The organism is Chryseobacterium sp. SN22, from assembly GCF_008329705.1.
Taxonomy (GTDB): Bacteria; Bacteroidota; Bacteroidia; order Flavobacteriales; family Weeksellaceae; genus Chryseobacterium.
Genome location: NZ_VTSX01000021.1, coordinates 25,940 through 44,533, shown reverse-complemented (window position 1 = coordinate 44,533; position 18,594 = coordinate 25,940). Strand labels below are relative to the sequence as shown.

14 protein-coding genes are annotated in these 18,594 nt (G+C 42.3%); 9 read left to right on the top strand and 5 right to left on the bottom strand.

Features of this window, described 5'->3' with window-relative positions:
* Positions 1-92 precede the first annotated feature (92 nt).
* Complete coding sequence (locus FY557_RS14680; protein WP_149247996.1) at positions 93-2,894, top strand: GH92 family glycosyl hydrolase; 2,802 nt, start codon at positions 93-95, stop codon at positions 2,892-2,894.
* A 168-nt stretch (positions 2,895-3,062) separates the two neighbouring features.
* Here FY557_RS14680 and FY557_RS14675 read toward each other — a convergent pair whose 3' ends face one another.
* On the bottom strand, positions 3,063-3,785 hold the full coding sequence (locus FY557_RS14675; RefSeq protein WP_149247995.1) for a phytanoyl-CoA dioxygenase family protein: 723 nt from the start codon (positions 3,783-3,785) through the stop codon (positions 3,063-3,065).
* Between the two features lie 113 nt (positions 3,786-3,898).
* Positions 3,899-5,149, bottom strand: coding sequence for a dicarboxylate/amino acid:cation symporter (locus FY557_RS14670; RefSeq protein ID WP_149247994.1), 1,251 nt, complete (start codon positions 5,147-5,149; stop codon positions 3,899-3,901).
* 216 nt (positions 5,150-5,365) lie between these two features.
* Between FY557_RS14670 and FY557_RS14665 the strand changes: the two genes are divergently transcribed.
* The 6 genes from FY557_RS14665 (at position 5,366) to FY557_RS14640 (ending at position 14,554) form a co-directional block, all read left to right on the top strand.
* Positions 5,366-5,860, top strand: a complete 495-nt coding sequence (locus tag FY557_RS14665) for a BON domain-containing protein (RefSeq protein ID WP_149247993.1) — start codon at positions 5,366-5,368, stop codon at positions 5,858-5,860.
* Between the two features lie 6 nt (positions 5,861-5,866).
* Positions 5,867-6,286, top strand: a complete 420-nt coding sequence (locus FY557_RS14660; protein WP_149247992.1) for an SH3 domain-containing protein — start codon at positions 5,867-5,869, stop codon at positions 6,284-6,286.
* A gap of 178 nt (positions 6,287-6,464) precedes the next feature.
* Positions 6,465-9,236 carry a TonB-dependent receptor gene (locus FY557_RS14655; RefSeq protein ID WP_149247991.1) on the top strand — a complete coding sequence of 924 codons (2,772 nt, stop codon included), beginning with the start codon at positions 6,465-6,467 and terminating at the stop codon, positions 9,234-9,236.
* Positions 9,237-9,313: 77 nt separating this feature from the next.
* The gene (locus FY557_RS14650) at positions 9,314-12,019 is read left to right on the top strand and encodes an outer membrane beta-barrel protein (protein ID WP_149247990.1); all 2,706 of its coding nucleotides are present in this window, start codon (positions 9,314-9,316) and stop codon (positions 12,017-12,019) included.
* A gap of 63 nt (positions 12,020-12,082) precedes the next feature.
* Positions 12,083-12,463, top strand: coding sequence for a hypothetical protein (locus FY557_RS14645; protein WP_149247989.1), 381 nt, complete (start codon positions 12,083-12,085; stop codon positions 12,461-12,463).
* Positions 12,464-12,697: 234 nt separating this feature from the next.
* Positions 12,698-14,554: a CocE/NonD family hydrolase gene (locus FY557_RS14640; protein WP_149247988.1), complete on the top strand. Its 1,857-nt coding sequence runs from the start codon at positions 12,698-12,700 to the stop codon at positions 14,552-14,554.
* A gap of 431 nt (positions 14,555-14,985) precedes the next feature.
* Here FY557_RS14640 and FY557_RS14635 read toward each other — a convergent pair whose 3' ends face one another.
* The 3 genes from FY557_RS14635 to speB form a co-directional block, all read right to left on the bottom strand.
* Positions 14,986-15,597, bottom strand: coding sequence for an alpha-ketoglutarate-dependent dioxygenase AlkB family protein (locus FY557_RS14635; protein ID WP_149247987.1), 612 nt, complete (start codon positions 15,595-15,597; stop codon positions 14,986-14,988).
* A gap of 170 nt (positions 15,598-15,767) precedes the next feature.
* Positions 15,768-16,625 carry a bifunctional helix-turn-helix domain-containing protein/methylated-DNA--[protein]-cysteine S-methyltransferase gene (locus FY557_RS14630; RefSeq protein ID WP_149247986.1) on the bottom strand — a complete coding sequence of 286 codons (858 nt, stop codon included), beginning with the start codon at positions 16,623-16,625 and terminating at the stop codon, positions 15,768-15,770.
* 66 nt (positions 16,626-16,691) lie between these two features.
* Positions 16,692-17,549 (bottom strand): agmatinase, encoded by an 858-nt coding sequence (gene speB / locus FY557_RS14625; RefSeq protein WP_149247985.1) that lies wholly within the window; start codon positions 17,547-17,549, stop codon positions 16,692-16,694.
* A gap of 194 nt (positions 17,550-17,743) precedes the next feature.
* Here speB and FY557_RS14620 point away from each other — a divergent pair, with 194 nt between their 5' ends.
* Positions 17,744-18,010: a DUF2089 family protein gene (locus FY557_RS14620; protein WP_149247984.1), complete on the top strand. Its 267-nt coding sequence runs from the start codon at positions 17,744-17,746 to the stop codon at positions 18,008-18,010.
* A 3-nt stretch (positions 18,011-18,013) separates the two neighbouring features.
* Positions 18,014-18,589, top strand: a complete 576-nt coding sequence (locus tag FY557_RS14615) for a hypothetical protein (RefSeq protein ID WP_149247983.1) — start codon at positions 18,014-18,016, stop codon at positions 18,587-18,589.
* The last annotated feature ends 5 nt before the right edge of the window (positions 18,590-18,594 follow it).

The window sequence follows — 18,594 nt, the reverse complement described above, 5'->3', positions numbered from 1 at the left end:
TTAGCTATTTAGAATAAGTAAAGGGACTGATAGATATTTTCTTTTGCGAAAACGAATTTTATAGTATTTTAGGGAAATTTTAATTTCAACTTATGAAAAGAATTTTCATCATCTTTCTTGGGATGATTGCCCATAGTCTGTTTTCGCAGAATTATTCGCAATATGTAAACCCGTTTATCGGAACAGGCGGCCACGGACACACTTTTCCGGGAGCCATCGTACCTTTCGGAATGGTACAGCTTTCTCCCGATACAAGGATCGACGGAAGCTGGGACGGCTGCAGCGGTTACCATTATTCCGATTCTGTGATCTACGGATTTTCGCATACCCACCTCAACGGAACGGGCGTTTCGGATTACGGCGATATCATGCTGATGCCGACAATGGGAAAACCGGGACTGACTCCCAAAGAGTATTCTTCGTCATTTTCACATAAAAACGAGAAGGCTTCCGCAGGATTTTATTCGGTAAAACTGGATAAGCACAATATTGATGTCCGTTTAACCACAACCAAAAGAGTCGGTTACCACGAATATACATTCAACAATGCCGGGGATGCCAACATCATTCTGGATCTAAACCACCGGGATAAGCTGCTGGAAGGCGAAGTAAAAGTGATCGACAGCAAAACCGTCGAAGTTTTCAGAAGAAGTGAAGCCTGGGCTACGAACCAATATATCTATGCCCGGATTGAGTTTTCAAAACCTGTGAAAATTTCAAATAAAACAGTCAATGGAAAGACGGAAAACAATCTTTTTACGGGAACCAAACTTGCGCTGTCATTTTCTTCAAAAGTAAAAAAGGGAGAAAAGATCGCGGTAAAAGTATCCGTTTCACTAACCGGCTATGAAGGTGCCGGAAAAAATATGCTGGCAGAAGGAACATCCAACGATTTTGAAGCGGTAAGAAAACAGGCTGTGGCCGAATGGGATAAAGAATTATCTAAAATTGAAGTGAAATCTTCAGATAAAGATAAACTGACCGTTTTTTACACCGCAATGTATCACGTTTTCACCCAGCCGAACATCAACATGGATGTAGACGGGAAATACAGAGGCCGCGACAATAAATTTTATATGGCTAAAGGATTCGGTTATTATTCGGTATTTTCGCTTTGGGATACATTCCGGGGGGCGCATCCTCTAATGACTCTGATCGATCGGAAAAGAACGTCAGATTTTATCAACACCTTTATCAAACAATACGAGCAGGGCGGAAAGCTGCCGGTTTGGGAGCTCGCTTCCAATGAAACAGAGTGTATGATCGGTTACCATTCGGTTTCCGTAATTGCTGATGCCATGGCCAAGGGAATCACCGGATTTGATTATGAAAAAGCGTTTGAGGCCTCCAAACATTCGGCCATGCTGGATATTTTCGGTTTGAATGCTTATAAGCAGAACAATTTCATCAGCATTGATGACGAGCACGAAAGCGTTTCCAAAACCGTTGAATATGCTTACGACGACTGGTGCATTGCCCAAATGGCTAAAATTTTAGGTAAAAAAGAAGATTACCAGTATTTTATGAAGCGTTCCCAGAACTGGAAGAACCTGTACAACCCGAAGAACGGATTTATGCAGCCGAGAAAGAACGGAAACTGGCACGAACCTTTTGAGCCGAGAGAAGTAAACAACAATTATACGGAAGGGAATTCATGGCATTACTCATACTCTGTTCAGCAGGATATTCCGGGACTGATCGCAACCCATGGCGGAAAGGAAAAATTCGAGCAGTTCATCGATGCTATTTTCGCCGCACCGGACAAGACCACCGGCCGGGAGCAGGTAGACATCACCGGCCTGATTGGGCAGTATGCGCAGGGAAATGAGCCCAGCCATCACATCGCCTATTTGTACAACTACGTCGGAAAACCGGAAAAAACAGATGCTAAAATAAAATTCATTCTGGATAACTATTATAAAAATGCTCCGGACGGACTGATCGGAAATGAAGATTGCGGCCAGATGAGTGCCTGGTACATTCTAAGCACAATGGGAATTTATGCTGTAACTCCTGGACTGCCTGAATGGCAGACAACTGCACCTTATTTTGATGAAGTTAAAATTCACATGGAAGACGGAACTACAAGAACCATCACTAAAAATACAGGAAGAGAAGAACTGAAAAAATTAGGGTTTGAAAACGCAAAATCTTTCAAAGATTTCAAATACGATGAACTGACGGCCTCACCGGTAATCGCTGCTGCAAGAATTTTCGACCTGAATGCCAAAGTGGAAATCACTGTACTGAATCCTGATGATAAAATTTATTACATGACCCTGGATGAAGGTGATGCCAATGTAAGAAAAACATTTACGGCTTATAAAGGTCCGTTTACCATTATGAAAACGACCCAGGTTTCGGCGTATGCAGAAAGAAACGGTGAGAAAAGTTCTGTGGTAACCGCCAGCTTCAACAGAAGACCGAACAACTGGGACATCACGGTGAATTCAACCCCTACTCCACAGTATACGGCCAGCGGAAAGCTGTCTTTAATTGATGGGATCAACGGGGATGCCAACTGGAGAAAAGGCGAATGGCTGGGCTACCAGGGTCAGACTTTTGAAGCGGTGATTGATATGAAGTCGCCTCAGCAGATTACCCATCTTTCCTCTACTTACCTGCAGGACAGCCGGGCTTGGATTTTAATGCCGAAAAAGGTAGAGTATTATGTTTCCAACAACGGAAAAGATTTTATTCTGCTGAAAACCACAGACAATACTTTGGATCCGAAAGATGAAACCCCTCAGGTAAAAGATTTCTCTACCGATGTATTACCGACGCAGGCACGCTACGTAAAAGTGAAGGCTTATCATTTCGGCAAGCTGCCGGATTGGCACCAGGGAGCAGGCGGTGATGCTTACATCTTCATTGATGAGATTTCTGTGAAATAATTTGATTTCATAATGATAAAACACAACCCTCCGGAGCTGCCGGAGGGTTGTGTTTTTATGAGTTTTAGTGATTCCACCCTTTCATTGCTCATGATTATTCACCGGATTTCTTTTATAGAAAGTATGCAGCAGCAAAAGTCTTGAAGAGGCCAAATCAAGAACAAGAATTTAATTTTCAAATATCATCTTTTCCGACCAGTTCAACCCGTACGGTAATTCCCTGTCGGAAAATTCGATGTGGATTACCCTTCTTCTCTTTCCGTTGGTGGTGCGGTTGGAACCATGTAAGATCATAGGTTTCATGATCATGATTCCGCCTTCTTCTACGTTGCAGATCGCTTCGGTTTCAAGGGTCCAGTCGATGGTCTCGGGCCGGTAAATTCCTTTGATATGGGATCCGGGAACGACTTTTAAAGCACCGTTGTTTTCATCCGTGTTATCGAGATGAATTCGGATCGTGTATATATTTTCCAGAATATCCTGCGGTGGCTGAACGGCAAACTGATTCTGCTTGGTCGTCCATGGCCCGAATCCTTCCAGTTGCATTTTTTGATCTACCGAAATCGTCAGGTCCTGATGATAGGCTACGTACCAGTTTGAGGTTTCAGGTTTATCGAAATAAATGCTTTTCACCACAAAATACCGATCCCCGAAAATCTCGCTGATTACCGTTTTCATCTTTTCATTAAAAATCAAATCCTTTACTTCGGGAATTTCCTTTAAGAACTGCCGGATGGCAAACAGGTCTTCCGATTTCCTGAAAGTTTCCCTTGAAGGATCCGTATTCCGGATTACCCCACTGATTCTCTGGATTTCAGCGTCGGAAAAAATATGGTTGATGACGGTAAATCCATTTTCTTCAATTAAGGTTTTATGGTTTTGAAAATTCATTGTAAATAGATTTTAAAAGGGAATTTCGTTTATATTTCGCAAAATAAATGGTCAATAATGAAACATAAAAATTCACTATTGACCATTTACCAGCATGAGCTGCAATTCATATCTTACAGGTTCCCGCCGTGGTTATCCAGCTGTCCTTCCCATTTGGAAACGGCTGAGGTGGCCAGGGCATTTCCCAATACATTCGTCATGCTTCTTCCCATATCACAGAAATGATCGATCGGCAGAATAAGGGCAATCCCTTCCGGCGGAATTCCGAACATCGAGCAAGTGGCAACAATAATCACCAGGGAAGCTCTCGGCACACCGGCAATTCCTTTGGAGGTCAACATTAATACCAGAAGCATGGTGATCTGCTGTCCGATGGTCATTTCGATCCCGTAGATCTGAGCAATGAAAATTGAAGCAAAAGTCATATACATCATGCTTCCGTCCAGGTTAAAAGAATAGCCTAACGGTAGAATAAAAGACACCACCCGGTTGTTGCATCCGAATCTTTCCAGTTCTTCCACGAGTTTCGGGAAAACCGCTTCGGAACTTGTGGTCGAGAATGCGATCAGCAAGGGTTCTTTAATCCTTCTCATCAATTCAAAAAGGCGGTTTCCTAAAATCAGATAACCGACTAAAAGCAGGACGAGCCAGAGAATACCAAGAGCAAAAAAGAAATCCCTTAAATAGATGGCGTATACTTTAAATATCTCAAAACCATTCGTGGCAACGACTGCGGCAATAGCTCCCAAAACCCCCAACGGTGCAAACCACATGATATACCCTACCATTTTAAGGATTCCGTGCGCTATGATATCGAATAATTTAATGACAGGCTGCGCATATTCTTCGCCCATATTAGCCAGGGCAACCCCGAACATAATGGAAAATACGACAATCTGCAGTACTTCATTGGTCGCAAATGCTTCAAAAATACTTTTAGGAATAATATGCTTGACGAAATCTTCCATGGAGAAACCTTTGCTTGTTTTCAGCAGTTCTTCGGCGGAAGCCGCATCCTGAATCGGAAGTTTGGTCACATGGCCGGGTTCCAGCCAGTTTACCAGCATCAGACCAATAAAGAGAGAAACCAGTGAGGCCGAAACAAACCACAGCATGGCTTTGGTCCCTACCCTTCCGATCATTTTTATATCACTCATTTTGGCAATTCCCACCACCAGCGTCGTGAATACCAACGGTGCAATGATCATCTGAACCAGCCGGATGAAAACCGTTCCCAAAAGTTTGATGTTTTTGGAAAAAGGTTCCGCACTTTCAGGATAGTTCACATGCACCAGCCCGCCGATGGCTACTCCCAGGATCAGCGCCACAACAATCGCTATAAATAGTTTATTTTGTCCTTTCATATCAATAATTCAAGTTTGGCAAATATAATATTTTTCCAATTGGAATGAAGCTGATTTATCATGCGATTAACTTTTGCTGTCAACAGCCTTTCAACTAGCAATTCATCCATTTAAAAAAGAGCTACTGGAATTTCGTAAATAATCATTAGAATTTTACATTTTGGTATACATTTTACTGTTATATTTAACTGTATTAACATTAAAAAATATACAACTATGAAAAAATCAATCGCTATGGCTGCATTGGCTATTGCTGTTTCTTTCGGATCTGTTTCCTGTAAGAAAAAAGTTTCCGACGCTGATCTCCAGACACAGGCTACTACGGTAGTAGTGTCTAATCCGAATGCTTCTGTAGAAGTAAAAGACGGAGTGGCACACTTAAGCGGAACTTTCGAAACACAGGAAGCTAAAGATGCCATGATCAAACAATTAAAAGCCATCAACGGAGTAAAAGAAGTGATGGATATGGCTACCGTAGCGCCTGCTGCAACAGCAACAACCCCTGTTGAAACACAATCTGCCGTAGCTCCGGAGGTACAACAGAAAGTAAAAGACGCCGTAAAAGACATTCCGGGTGTAAAAGTGGAAGTAGTTGACGGAGAGCTTACGCTTACCGGAAATATTTCTTCTTCTGATGCCAGAAAAGTGAAAGAATCGGTAGATGCTTTGAAAGTAGGAAAAGTAAATTATAACTATACCGTAACAAAATAATCAGTCATGAGTACATTACAGGATAAATATTCAAATGTGGTTTCTGCGGCTCAGTCTGCAGGAATTTCCAATCTTCAGGTTCAGGAACAGGATGGAATCCTCTATGTTTCGGGAAGTGCTTCCAACACCGCTGCAAAAGATGCAGTATGGAATGCTTTAGGAGCAATTGATTCCACGTATTCTGCTTCGGATATCAATATTGATGTGCAGGTGGCCGGACTTTCAGCCGGTACTGCCCTTACTGTTGCAACGGACGAATCCAACCTTAACATCAGGCAGGAGCCTTCTACGGAAGCCGCTGTGGTAGGAAAAGTGACAAAGGGATCTTCCTTAACCCTGATCGAGCAGACCTCCGATGACTGGTGGAAAGTAAAAACCAATGACGGACAGGAAGGCTATGCCTATTCAAGATATTTGAGAGCATAAATTCAATCTCAAACCAATCATAAGAACATCTCTTTTTTAAGAGGTGTTTTTATTTTTTATGGAAACTTAACAATTACAGAAGTTTTCCTCTCAAAACATTAACGCTATTTAACGCTGAATACCCTTTGTTCCGGATATTTTTTCCTATAATTTTGCGGCACTGATAATCATATAACTCATGGGAAAACGCTTATTGCTGCTGGTTTTGTTGCTGAATATTCTAATGCTGAATGCTCAGAAATTAAACATCAACGGAAAACTTCTGAACTTTGAAAAAAAACCTGTTGAAAATGCCACCATTTACCTTCTGAAACAGAAGGACTCCTCCATCATTAATTACACATCCTCGAACCGAGAAGGAAACTTTTCCCTGAAAACGGATGAAGTCTCCGAACCGAGCATCCTCAAAGTAGATGCCGAAAAATTAATTTCCTATTCCAGGAATTTCGATACCATCGGACAGTCCGTTTCTTTAGGGGAACTTGTACTTGACCGGAATTCTGTAGCCAATATCCAGGAAGTGAAGCTGACGGCTTCACCGGTTAAAGTAAAAAAAGACACCATTGAATTCAATGCTTCTTCAATCAAGGTGCGCCCGGACAGTAAAATCGAGGAACTTCTGAAGCAGATTCCCGGCGTGCAGATGGATAACGACGGAAAAATTACCATCAACGGAAAAGAAGTCGACCAGATTACCATCAACGGAAAACCTTTCTTTGATAAAAACGGAAAAATCGCCCTGCAGAACCTTCCGGCCGACATCATCAAAAACATCCAGTTTACGACGACCAAAACCAAAGAGGAAGAACTGAGCGGAAAAACCTCGAAATCCAATAATGCCACCATCAATTTCAATATCGACGAAAAGAAAAACAAAGGACTGATTTCAAGGCTTACTTTAGGCTACGGCTCCGATAGGCGGTATGAAGGCAGCGGCCTGTTGAGCTATTTTAAAAACGACACCAAGATCAGCTTGCTGGCAGCTTCCAACAACATTAATTCCCAGGGATTTTCAAGTGATGAGGTTTTCGACAGTATGGGGCGCGGGAGAAATTCCTGGCTGATGCAGGGCGGTTCTGTAGTGACCAGCGGGGGCTCTACCTATTACGTATCTGGCGGAAACAATACGAAAGGCATCCAGAAGTCTACCACCATCGGATTTAATTACAGCGATAAATTCGGGAAAGATCTGGATCTGGATAATTTAAGCCTGATCCACATCAACAATAACCTGGAGACCAGATCGAAAGTTTCCAGGACGACCCTGCTTCCCGATTACACTTTAAAAACCAACTCCGAAAGCAGCGGCGGCAATGATTCCAGACAGTATAATTTTGATGTTTCGGCAAGAATCCGCCTGGATTCTTTAACAAACATTTATTTTTCTCCTTCCTTTTCAAGAAATGAGATCCGCAGCTTCAGCACGTCCAATGCCAACACTTTCCGGGACAACGACCTGCTGAACACAAGCAACAGCAATACGAACTTGGATTCTGAAAACAATGCCTTTAATCCGAACCTCTATTTTTCGAAAAAATTCCATAAAAAAGGAAGGGAAATGAATGTGAATATCAACAGCAGCATTTCCGAAAATAAAGAAAACCTGCTGAACCGTTCTGAAAACATTTTCTATTCAGGCACCCAGCCGAACGACAACCGGAACCAGTATGCACTGAAGAAAAACCAGAACAACAATTACCGGTTTAGAACCGGTTATACAGAGCCCATCTCCGACTCCACAAATATAAGCCTGAGCCTGAATTATAATGCAGCAACGATGAGAAACAGGCGGGACGTGAACGATTTCGATGCCGCCACTATGCAGTATTCGGATTACAATGAGGTTTTGTCCAATAGCATGAATCAGAAGATCAACACGATAGCTCCCGAATTGTCTTTTGAAATCAATAAAAAGAAAATCAGTGGCTGGGGTTCGTTGAGAGCAGACTTTTCAGATATGAAGGTAAGCTCCCGTTTTAGCAATCAGAATTACGGATTGCAGAAAAATTTCGTTCTCCCAAACTATAATATGGGAATGAACTATGAGTTTTCCCAGAATAAAAGATTAAGCCTTTACAACTTCGCCGATTTCAGCATTCCGACGGCTGAACAGCTTACTCCTTATATCGACGTCATCAATCCATTGATCGCCTACCAGGGGAATCCGGACCTGAAAAATACATGGACCAATTCGACATATCTGTATTTCAATAATTTCAACATGGTAAAGAACATCAACTATTACCTGAATGCCGGATTTACCTATAAAAACAATGACATCATCAATTATTCCTTTTTCGATGAGAGCGGAAGGCAACTGGTAACGTACGCCAATATCAGCGGTAACAAGCACTTTAACTTCGGGGGAAGCTTTAGCAAAACCTTCAAGTGGAAAGAAAACAAACTGACCATCAACCCGAAATTCAATTCCATGTACGGTTTCAGCAAAGGGTTCATCAACGGGCAGGAATTCAGCAGCAGCTACTACAGCATCAATCCGGGACTGAACCTTACCTATGAAATCAAGGAAAAGCTTACGGTAAAACCGTCTTATACTTTAGGCTATAATTTTTCAAAGTATAAAAACTACAGCATCGACGAGGTAAATACCAGCAATCAGGTGCTGAAGCTGGAGCTTACAAACTATATCTTCAAAAGTAGACTGATTTTAGGAAACGACCTCGAATACAATACCAACACCAACATCGCTCCGGGCTTCAAAAGGGATTTTTATTTCTGGAATACCAGTATCGGTTATTCTTTCTTCAACAAGCAGTTGACGGCGAAAGTGAAGGTCTATGATGTACTGAACCAGAACCAAAGTGTAAGGAGAACCATTTCCAACACCTTTTTTGAGGACCGCGACGACCTGATCCTGAAACGCTACGTGATGTTCTCCGTCACGATGAAGCTCAACAAATTTGCACGCAACAAAACACAAACCCCATAGATTTAAAATTATTTTAAATTGCCGACATCCCTTCCGAGGGATGTTTTTTTATATTTTAGCACGTTCAAAAGATGCGTATGAAGAAGATCCTGTGGCTCCTGATGTTTTTATTTCAATTTTTATTGCTGAACGGACAGAAGTTCAGCATTGACGGGAAGGTTGTGGATTTTGAGAAAAGGCCGCTGGAAAAAGCCACCGTCTATCTTTTAAAGCAAAAAGATTCCTCCATTATCAATTATACCTCAACCAATAAAGAAGGGAAATTTACCTTAAAAACCGATGAGCTTAAAGAATCCTCCCTGTTGAAGATAGATGCGGAGAAATTTATTTCCTATTCCAAAATATTCTATAACATCAACCGGTCTGTAGACATCGGAACCATCGGGCTGGATCAAAACAAAGTAACCGATATTGAGGAAGTGAAAATCACGGTTTCCCCGATTAAAATTAAAAAAGATACTATAGAATTCAATGCTGCCGCAATAAAAGTGCGTCCCGACAGCAGCATCGAAGAGCTCTTGAAAAACATCAGCGGCGTGGAGATCGACAGCGACGGAAAAATTACGGCCAACGGAAAGCAGGTGGACCAGATCATGATCAACGGCAAGCCTTTCTTCGATAAGGACGGAAAAATTGCCTTAAAAAATATTCCTGCGGATATCATCAAAAACATCCAGTTTACCACCACCAAAACGCGGGAAGAAGAGCTTACCGGAAAACCGCCGAAATCGGAGAATACCACGATCAATTTCAATATCGACGAAAAAAAGAACAAAGGCTTCCTTTCAAGGCTTACTGCCGGCTATGGGTCTGACAAAAGATATGAAGGCAGCGGGTTCCTGAGCTATTTTAAAGACAAACGGAAAATCAGCCTGGTGCTGTCTTCCAACAACATCAATGCGCGGGGAGACGCCGGCAACGGAGGCAGCTCGCGGGCCTCACAAACCGGAAGCGGCGGACAGGGAATCCGGAAATCTACCACCATCGGCCTGAATTATACGGATCAGCTGAGCAAGGAAGCCGACCTGGATGCTTTCGGGCTTACCCGTACGGAAACCGATCTTCAAACCGCTTCGAAAATTTCGAAAACAACGTTCCTGCCGGATTACAAGCTGAAAACCAACTCGGAAAGCCAGGCCGAAAACAACGCTGAACAGTACAACTTCAACGCATCTGTCAAAATAAAGCCGGATACGCTGAGCACGATCTATTTTTCTCCAGCATTTTCCCGTTCGGCAACCATGAATCTCAATACGTCGAAAGCAGCAACCTTCAGAGACGAAACGTTGCTGAATGAGAGTGCTTCTTCGGTACGTTCGGATTCGGAAAGCCATTCTTTTACCCCGAACATCCATTATTCAAGAAAATTCAGTAAAAAAGGACGTTCTTTTTATTCCAGTTTAAATACATCGATCACGGAAAATAAAAGCAAGGGCCTCATCAATTCCCGGACTTTCTTCTATGAAAACGGCCTGGAAGATCCTGCCAAAAGGGATCTGAGAAACCAGCTGACCCAAACCAAATCGCAAAACAACAATTACAGCTTTAACGCAAAATATACGGAGCCGGTCTCGGATTCTTTGGATATTAATTTCGGACTGAATTACAATTCCGCCAATACCTTCAATGAAAGGATTGTGAATGATTTTGATCCGGCGACCGGCCAATATTCAAATTACAACCTGCCGTTATCCAACAGCTCGGATCAGAAAAACAGCCAGCTTTCACCACAGGTAACGGTTGAGCTGAACAAGCAGAAGTACAATTTCTGGGCTTCGGCCAATGTGGATTTTACGGATCTGAAATACAGCTCCCTTTTCAACGGACAGCGGTATGAGCTTCAGCGGAACTTCATCCTTCCCGATTACAATGCCGGGCTGCAATACAGAATTTCACAGAATTTAAGGTTGAACCTCTACAACTCGGCCAGCTTTACCATCCCTGCTGCCGAACGGCTGATTCCCTATGTTGACGAATCGAATCCGTTGGTCACCTACCAGGGGAATCCCGATCTGAAGAATGCCTGGAACAACCGGACAAGCCTTTATTTCAGTAATTTCAATGTTCCGAAAAACATCAATTATTACCTTAACCTGTCTTTTACTTACAACAGCAACGATACGACCAGCTTCTCGTATTACGATGAATCGGGAAAACAATTTGTCACTTACACTAACATCAGCGGGAACAAAAGCGCGAATATCGGAAGCGGTTTCAGCAAAACATTCAAGTGGAACGACCAGAAAATAACCGTCAGCCCGAAAGCCGGCCTGAATTACCGGTACAACCGCGGCTTCATCAACGGCCAGATGTATACCGGAAACTCTTATGTCTTTAATCCGGGAATCAGCCTGTTGTATGATAAAAAGGATAAAATCAATATCAAACCATCCTACAGCATTAATTATTCTTTTTCAAATTATAAAAATTACAGTGTGGAAAGCATCAGGAATACCTACCAGACCTTTTCGCTGGAGCTTACCAATTATTTCCTCAGCACCAATCTGATTCTTGAAAACGATTTCGAGTACAACACCAGTTCCAACATCGCCCCGGGTTTCAAAAGGGATTTTTACTTCCTGAATTCCGCCATCGGTTATTCTTTCTATAAAAAACAACTGACGGCAAAGGTGAAAGTCTATGACGTTTTAAACCAGAACCAGAGCGTCCGAAGAAACATTACCGCCACTTATGTCGAAGACCGGGAAGACCTGATTCTTAGGAGATATATGATGTTTTCCCTTACCCTGAAATTGAATAAATTTGGCGGAAAGAAAAAATAATTCAGGCTGTTCTTATTTTTATAATTAAATTTTTAATGACCAATGAATTTAAATATTACCGATATGAAAAAATATGTTATCCTGCCCGCAGCACTTATTGGCCTTTCATTTACTGATTTTCAGAAAAATAATTTTACCGGAAGCTGGAATGTGGTAGATTCTTATACTATAGAGCAAATCAATTTACAGAATCCGGCATTGCATGAGATGGTAAAGAAAAAAATAGTTGAACAAAAAAGCCGGATCATTTTTTCGAATGAGGAGATTATGATTAAACAAAATGACGTGGTGACCGACAAAAGTAAAGTCAGAGATTTGAAAAAAATCACCAATGACAGCATTGTTTTTAAATTCGATGACCACATTGCTTCATTTAAACTGAAAAATGAGAAAAGCGGAGTGATCACTTTTGATAAAGCCGCTGTTTTTGTGGTTGAAAAATAATATCATTTTCCCATTACCTGATCAAATTCTAATGATCCGTTTCATAATTGATGAAACGGATTTTTCCGATATCAGCCCCGGTCTCTTAACAAGCCAGCTTGCACCTTTATGGATTTGCAAGCGGTAAGCAGCCATACCACAAATCCTTATATAACAGCATTTTTATCATTTTAATATTAAACATCCATCTAATGGAAAGCATTTATGATTAAATTAGCGTCAAATTTTTAAATAATGAAGAGACATTTTTCCATGTGGCTTTCCTTGCTGTTTGTTTTGGCTATGGCACAGAATAAGCAGCCCGATACTTTTGTAAAGGATAATTTCATTAAAAAGGAAGTGTATATTCCGATGCGTGACGGGGTGAAACTTTTTACTTCAGTATATATTCCTAAGGATATTTCCGGCAAAAACAAATACCCGTTCCTGATGCAGAGGACCTGCTACAGCGTGGCGCCCTATGGGGAAAACGAATACCGGACGAAACTGGGACCAAACTCCTATCTGATGAATGACAAATACATTTTTGTCTATCAGGATGTCCGTGGAAGATATATGAGCGAAGGAACATTCACCAACATGACGCCGCAGGTGGATCACAAAACGAAAAAAGACGTCGATGAGAGTACGGATACTTATGATACCATCGACTGGCTGGTTAAAAATATAAAAGACAACAACGGAAAAGCAGGTCAGTACGGAACATCCTATCCCGGATTCTACACGGCGGTAGGGGTACTTGCCCAGCATCCGGCTTTGGTGGCCTCGTCACCCCAGGCCCCGATCTCCGATTTCTGGAATGACGATTTCCTGCACAACGGAAAAATTATGCTGGGCTACTTCAGGACATTCCCGGTTTTTGGGGTTCAGAAGACAAAGCCTGAAAACAAAGCCTGGTACAATGATTACATGATTAAAACAACTTCTGAAGACGGACTGAAATTCTACCGCGATATGGGAACATTAAAGGATGGCTACGAAAAATATTATAAAAATAATTTCTTCATGACGGAAATTATGAACCATCCCAACTACGATGAGTTCTGGCAGAAAAGAAGCCTGCTGCCGCATCTTAAAAATGTGAACCATGCCGTAATGACCGTCGGCGGCTGGTTTGATGCGGAAGACCTTTCCGGACCGCTGAATATCTACAAAACCATCGAAAAAACAAGCCCGAAAGCCAAGAATACGATTGTCATGGGACCTTTTTCCCATGGAGGATGGGGACGCGAAGAAGGAAAGCATTTCCACAATCAGATTTATTTCGACGACAGCATTGCCACCTACTACCAGAAAAACCTGGAAACGAAATTCTTTAACCATTATTTAAAAGGAAATACGAAACAGGATGCCGGTTTACCCGAAGCCATGATGTATGATACCGGAGCGAAGCAGTGGCGGGAATTTACCACTTATCCGCCGAAGGAAGCGAAAAAAGTCAGCTTCTATCTGTCCGGCGGCACCCTGAAAAATTCGGCAGGACAAGGTTTCTCGGAATATTACAGCGACCCGAACAATCCGGTTTTAAGCTCTGACAATTTAAAGGACTTCAACGGCTTTACCCCGAGAAATTATATGTCGGAAGACCAGCGGTTCGCCGAAGGAAGACCCGATGTCCTTACCTTTACAACCGATGTCCTGACAGAAGACCTGACGCTGGCCGGTGAAATTATGGCTAAATTAAATATTGCCTCCTCCTCTACCGATGCCGATTTTGCAGTGAAATTAATCGACGTTTACCCTGAAGATTTCAAACCTGCGGAGAAGAAAGAAGGGGTGATCTACGGAAATTATCACCAGATGGTACGAAGCGAAATCATGCCGGCAAGATTCAGGAATTCAAGGGAAAAAGCAGAAGCCTTAATCCCGGATCAGAAAACCGCCGTTAATTTCAGGCTGCAGGATGTAGTGCATACCTTCAAAAAAGGACATAAAATCCAGATCCAGATTTCTTCAACCTGGTTCCCGCTGTTTGCGATCAATCCGCAGAAGTTCATGGACAATCCGAATTTTGCAACGAAAGAAGATTACACGAAAGCCTTTATCAAAGTATTTGATGACAGTGCGATTGAAGTGGAAGTTTTAAAATAAAGTAAAAGGTGGCTGAGGTTCTCAAGGCCACCTTTTTGTTTTTATCTCACGCAGATTTTTCAGATGGCGCAGATGATTACGTTTATTTTTAACACATAACTTACAGAAAAGGTTTGAATAGCTTAAAAATATTTTAAGAACGCATGAGATAAAAATCAGAGATTTAAAACTTTGGTACGATTTCTACAGTATCAGGTATTTAACTTTATTCTACAGCATGAATATCTTTTGGGCCTTTTGTGGTAAAATTCTCCCACGGATCCAAGCGGATGATGCGTGGCTTCGGCTCCGCTCAGCCACCGGAGCAGTTGTATAAACTATTAAAACCTTTGATTTTCTTCTTCTGTGCTCTGAAATATACACAAAGCAGAAAACCTGAAAATCTTATGGGTCTCATGTGTTAAAAGCTTTTGTGCCTTTTGCAGTAAAAACTATTCCGCAATCGTCCGGAACGTCAGGTTCACCCTTGGGGACTTTACTTTCGTGGTGGTTGGCAGCCGGTGCAGCCAATGGTCCTGCGTGGTTCCTTTCATCACCAGCAGGCTTCCGTTCTCGAGAAATACCTCTGCTTTTTCGTTTCCCGTTTTATGCTTGAACAGAAACTTCCTTTCGGCACCGAACGTTAATGAAGCAATCGCCCCGTGCTTTTTCAGGTCTTTTTCTGCATCGCTGTGATAGGCCATTCCCTCGTTTCCGTCATGGTACAGGTTCAGCAGGCAGGAATTGTAGGTTTCTCCCGTGACTTCTTCACACTTCTTTTTCAGTTCCAGCAATTCCGGGGTCCAGGGCTTTGCCTGTTTTGTCCGTTTGGAATAGGTATATTCAAAAGGCTGATCTCCGAACCAGGCAACCTTTCTTTTTGTGATAATCAGTTTTCCGAAAATAACCGCTTCATCATTTTCCCACGGAATCCGGTTGAATAAATAGTCATAATAAAAATCCGACTTTTCCTTAGTAAAAATTTTTCCGTAATAATGAACGGTTCCGTCTTTAGGAAGGAGGTTTACAGGATTTTCTGATGTATCTTCGAATAGGCTGAGCATAAAAGTTTAAGGTTTAAGGTTTTACGTTTTTTTCAGAAAACTGAAGAAAGTATTTTAAAATATAATCAATAAGTTCAGATTTTTTACGCAGACCGATTAACTAAAACAGATTAATCAGAATTTATTTTTAAAAGAAACGAAAACGTTGCTTATGGGTGCAAAAATCTGTGCTATTCATATTTAAAACCAGAATAAACTCTGGAACTCTCCCACCCGATCATCAACTGCTTTCTTTCAGTTCCCCACATATAGCCTCCGAGTTTCCCGGAAGACTGGATCACGCGGTGGCAGGGAATCAGGAAAGCGACGGGATTGCTCCCGATGGCGGTTCCCACCGCTCTTGACGCTTTGGCATACCCGATCTGTCCGGCCAGCTGACCGTAAGTGGAAAGTTTTCCCATTGGAATTGTAAGCAGGCTTTCCCAGACTTTCAGCTGAAAATCCGTGCCTTTCAGATGAAGCTTAATGGTCTTCAGTTCGTTCCAGTCTTTACTGAAAATGGACAGTGCATCTCTCTGAAACGCGTCCTGTCGTTCAAAAAAAGAAGCATTGGGAAATTTAGCCTGTAAATCTCCCAATGCTTTACTTTGATCGTTCTCAAAAGACAGATAACAGATTCCTTTTTCTGTGGAAGCTGCAATGACGCTCCCGAAAGGACTTCCGAAAAAACTGTAATTGATGTTCAGGCTTTTTCCGCCGTTTTTATATTCCGCCGGAGACATCCCTTCGATTTTCACAAACAGGTCATGCAGCCGGCTTGTGCTCGAAAGCCCCGTCTCGTAGGCGGTATCAAACAAACTCGCTTTTTCTTCCTTCAGTAAATTCTTGGCATGCTCAAGACTGATGAACTGCAAAAACTTCTTCGGGCTGGTTCCCGCCCAGTCGGAAAACATCTTCTGAAAATGGGCCGGACTCAGACTGATTTCTTCCGCCACTTCCTCCAAACCCGGCTGAAGCTTAAAATTGCTCCGGATATAATCTATCGCTTTGGCAATTCTTTCGTAATCGATTTGATTTTGTGTGGACATATTTTTTATTTTACCTCACAAATTTCCGAAGAACGGGTGGCAGAAAAAATCCGTTTCCTGCGGAATTTAGTTGTTGTTGTAAATATGATAGTAAGCCAGCATTTTGTAATACAGCTTTGCCGCTAAGAATGCGCTCGGCTTGGCCATCGGAGAATCCATCAGTTCCACAATATCAAACGCTACTACGTTGCATTTTTCAAATACTTTTCTCAGTAATTCCAACGTCGGATACCATTGCAGGCCACCCGGCTCCGGAGTTCCCGTAGACGGACAAAGCGAAGGATCGAAAGCATCAAGGTCGATGGTGATGTATACGTTTCCTGAAACTTTCTCCAATACGTCATTTACCCAGTTTTCGTTGTTGGCAATTTCATGGGCAAAGAACACCCTTCCTTCCGGCAGGTACTGTGCTTCTTCAACATCCATGGAGCGGATGCCCACCTGCACCAGATTGTGCTTCTGACTGGCTTCAAAAACCGCGCACGCATGGTTGGACGCAGAGCCGTGGAACTCCGGACGAAGATCGGTATGGGCATCCAGCTGAAGAACCGTTAAGTTCTCAAACTTTTCACCTACCGCACGGATCGAACCAATGGAAACGGAATGCTCACCCCCGAAAAGCGTGAAAAGTTTCCCTTCATTATCCAGCAATTCTTTTGTTTTCTGGTAAACCGCTTCCGTCATCGCTTCCGGCGTTGAGTTTTCAGAAATTTCTCCTGCTAAGTATACCCCTTCCAGGTAAGGTTCCGTCTGTGTTTCGATGTCGTAAAGCTCCATATTTTCGGAAGCATCTAAGAACAATTCCGGGCCTTTGTCAGCCCCTTTTCCCCAGGTTGAGGTTCCATCATAAGGAACGGTGACCAGCATTACTTTCGAGTTTTCCAATGATGCATTTTCTTCAGGAATTCCTGCGTATGTCTTCATGTCGTATGTAGAATTAAATGATTTCGGCAAAGATACAAAGAAGTTGGGAGATGTGTAATCGAATAGTAATGAGTAATGAGAAATGAGAAATGAAGATAAATTGAAAGCGTGATAACCTAACTTTTTTTTAAATTTTATTTAAATTATATTTAACTTTATTAAAATAATTTTTACTTTTGTATAAATACTCATCAATGAAACTCCCTATTGTTTGCCCGAGCTGTGAGTCTGCTTTGCAGGTCAGCCAGATGAAATGCAGCCATTGTGAAACGACGGTTAACGGCAATTACGAGCTTCCGCTGTACCTGCAACTGGGCCGTGAAGAGCAGGAATTTATCCTGAACTTCTTCCTGTCCAGCGGCAGCATCAAAGAGATGGCGAAGCAGGCGGGACTCTCCTATCCTACCATGCGAAATAAAATGGATGACCTGATCGGAAAAATTGAAACCCTTAAAAAATAACTCATGAACTGGAAACTCCTTTTTAATCCTTTCGGAATCTACAGCGAAAAGCAGCTTTTGGTATCCGGGACCCTGATTACCATCGCCGGATCCTTCCTGGGCTCATGGCTGAATGTAACTTTTGACGGCGTCCTGGATGTGCATCAGTACAAAACCGATTTTTTAACGAGCCTGAAAGAAAACAGCATCAACGTAGCGTGTATTTTCCTTGTGCTTTTTATCCTGGGTAAACTGGTCAACCGGAAGACAAGAGCTATCGATATTCTCAACACGTCCATGGTGTCCCGGTTTCCGCAATACATCAGTGCGGTGATTACTGCCCTACCCCTGCTGAAAAGCATCGAAAACGAAATCATCAGTCATCAGGGTGATCTTCAGAATTTAAATTTTAAACCGCTGGATCTGATATTGCTTTTTATCATCAGCATGCTGCTTTTAAGCATTACAGCTTATTACATTACCCTTTTGGTCAATGGTTTCAGAACCTCCGTTAATGCCAAGAAATGGCAACATTTTGCAGGCTTTGCCGTTGCATTGATCATTGCCGAAATTCTTTCCAAACTTTTAATATCACTTTAACTTAT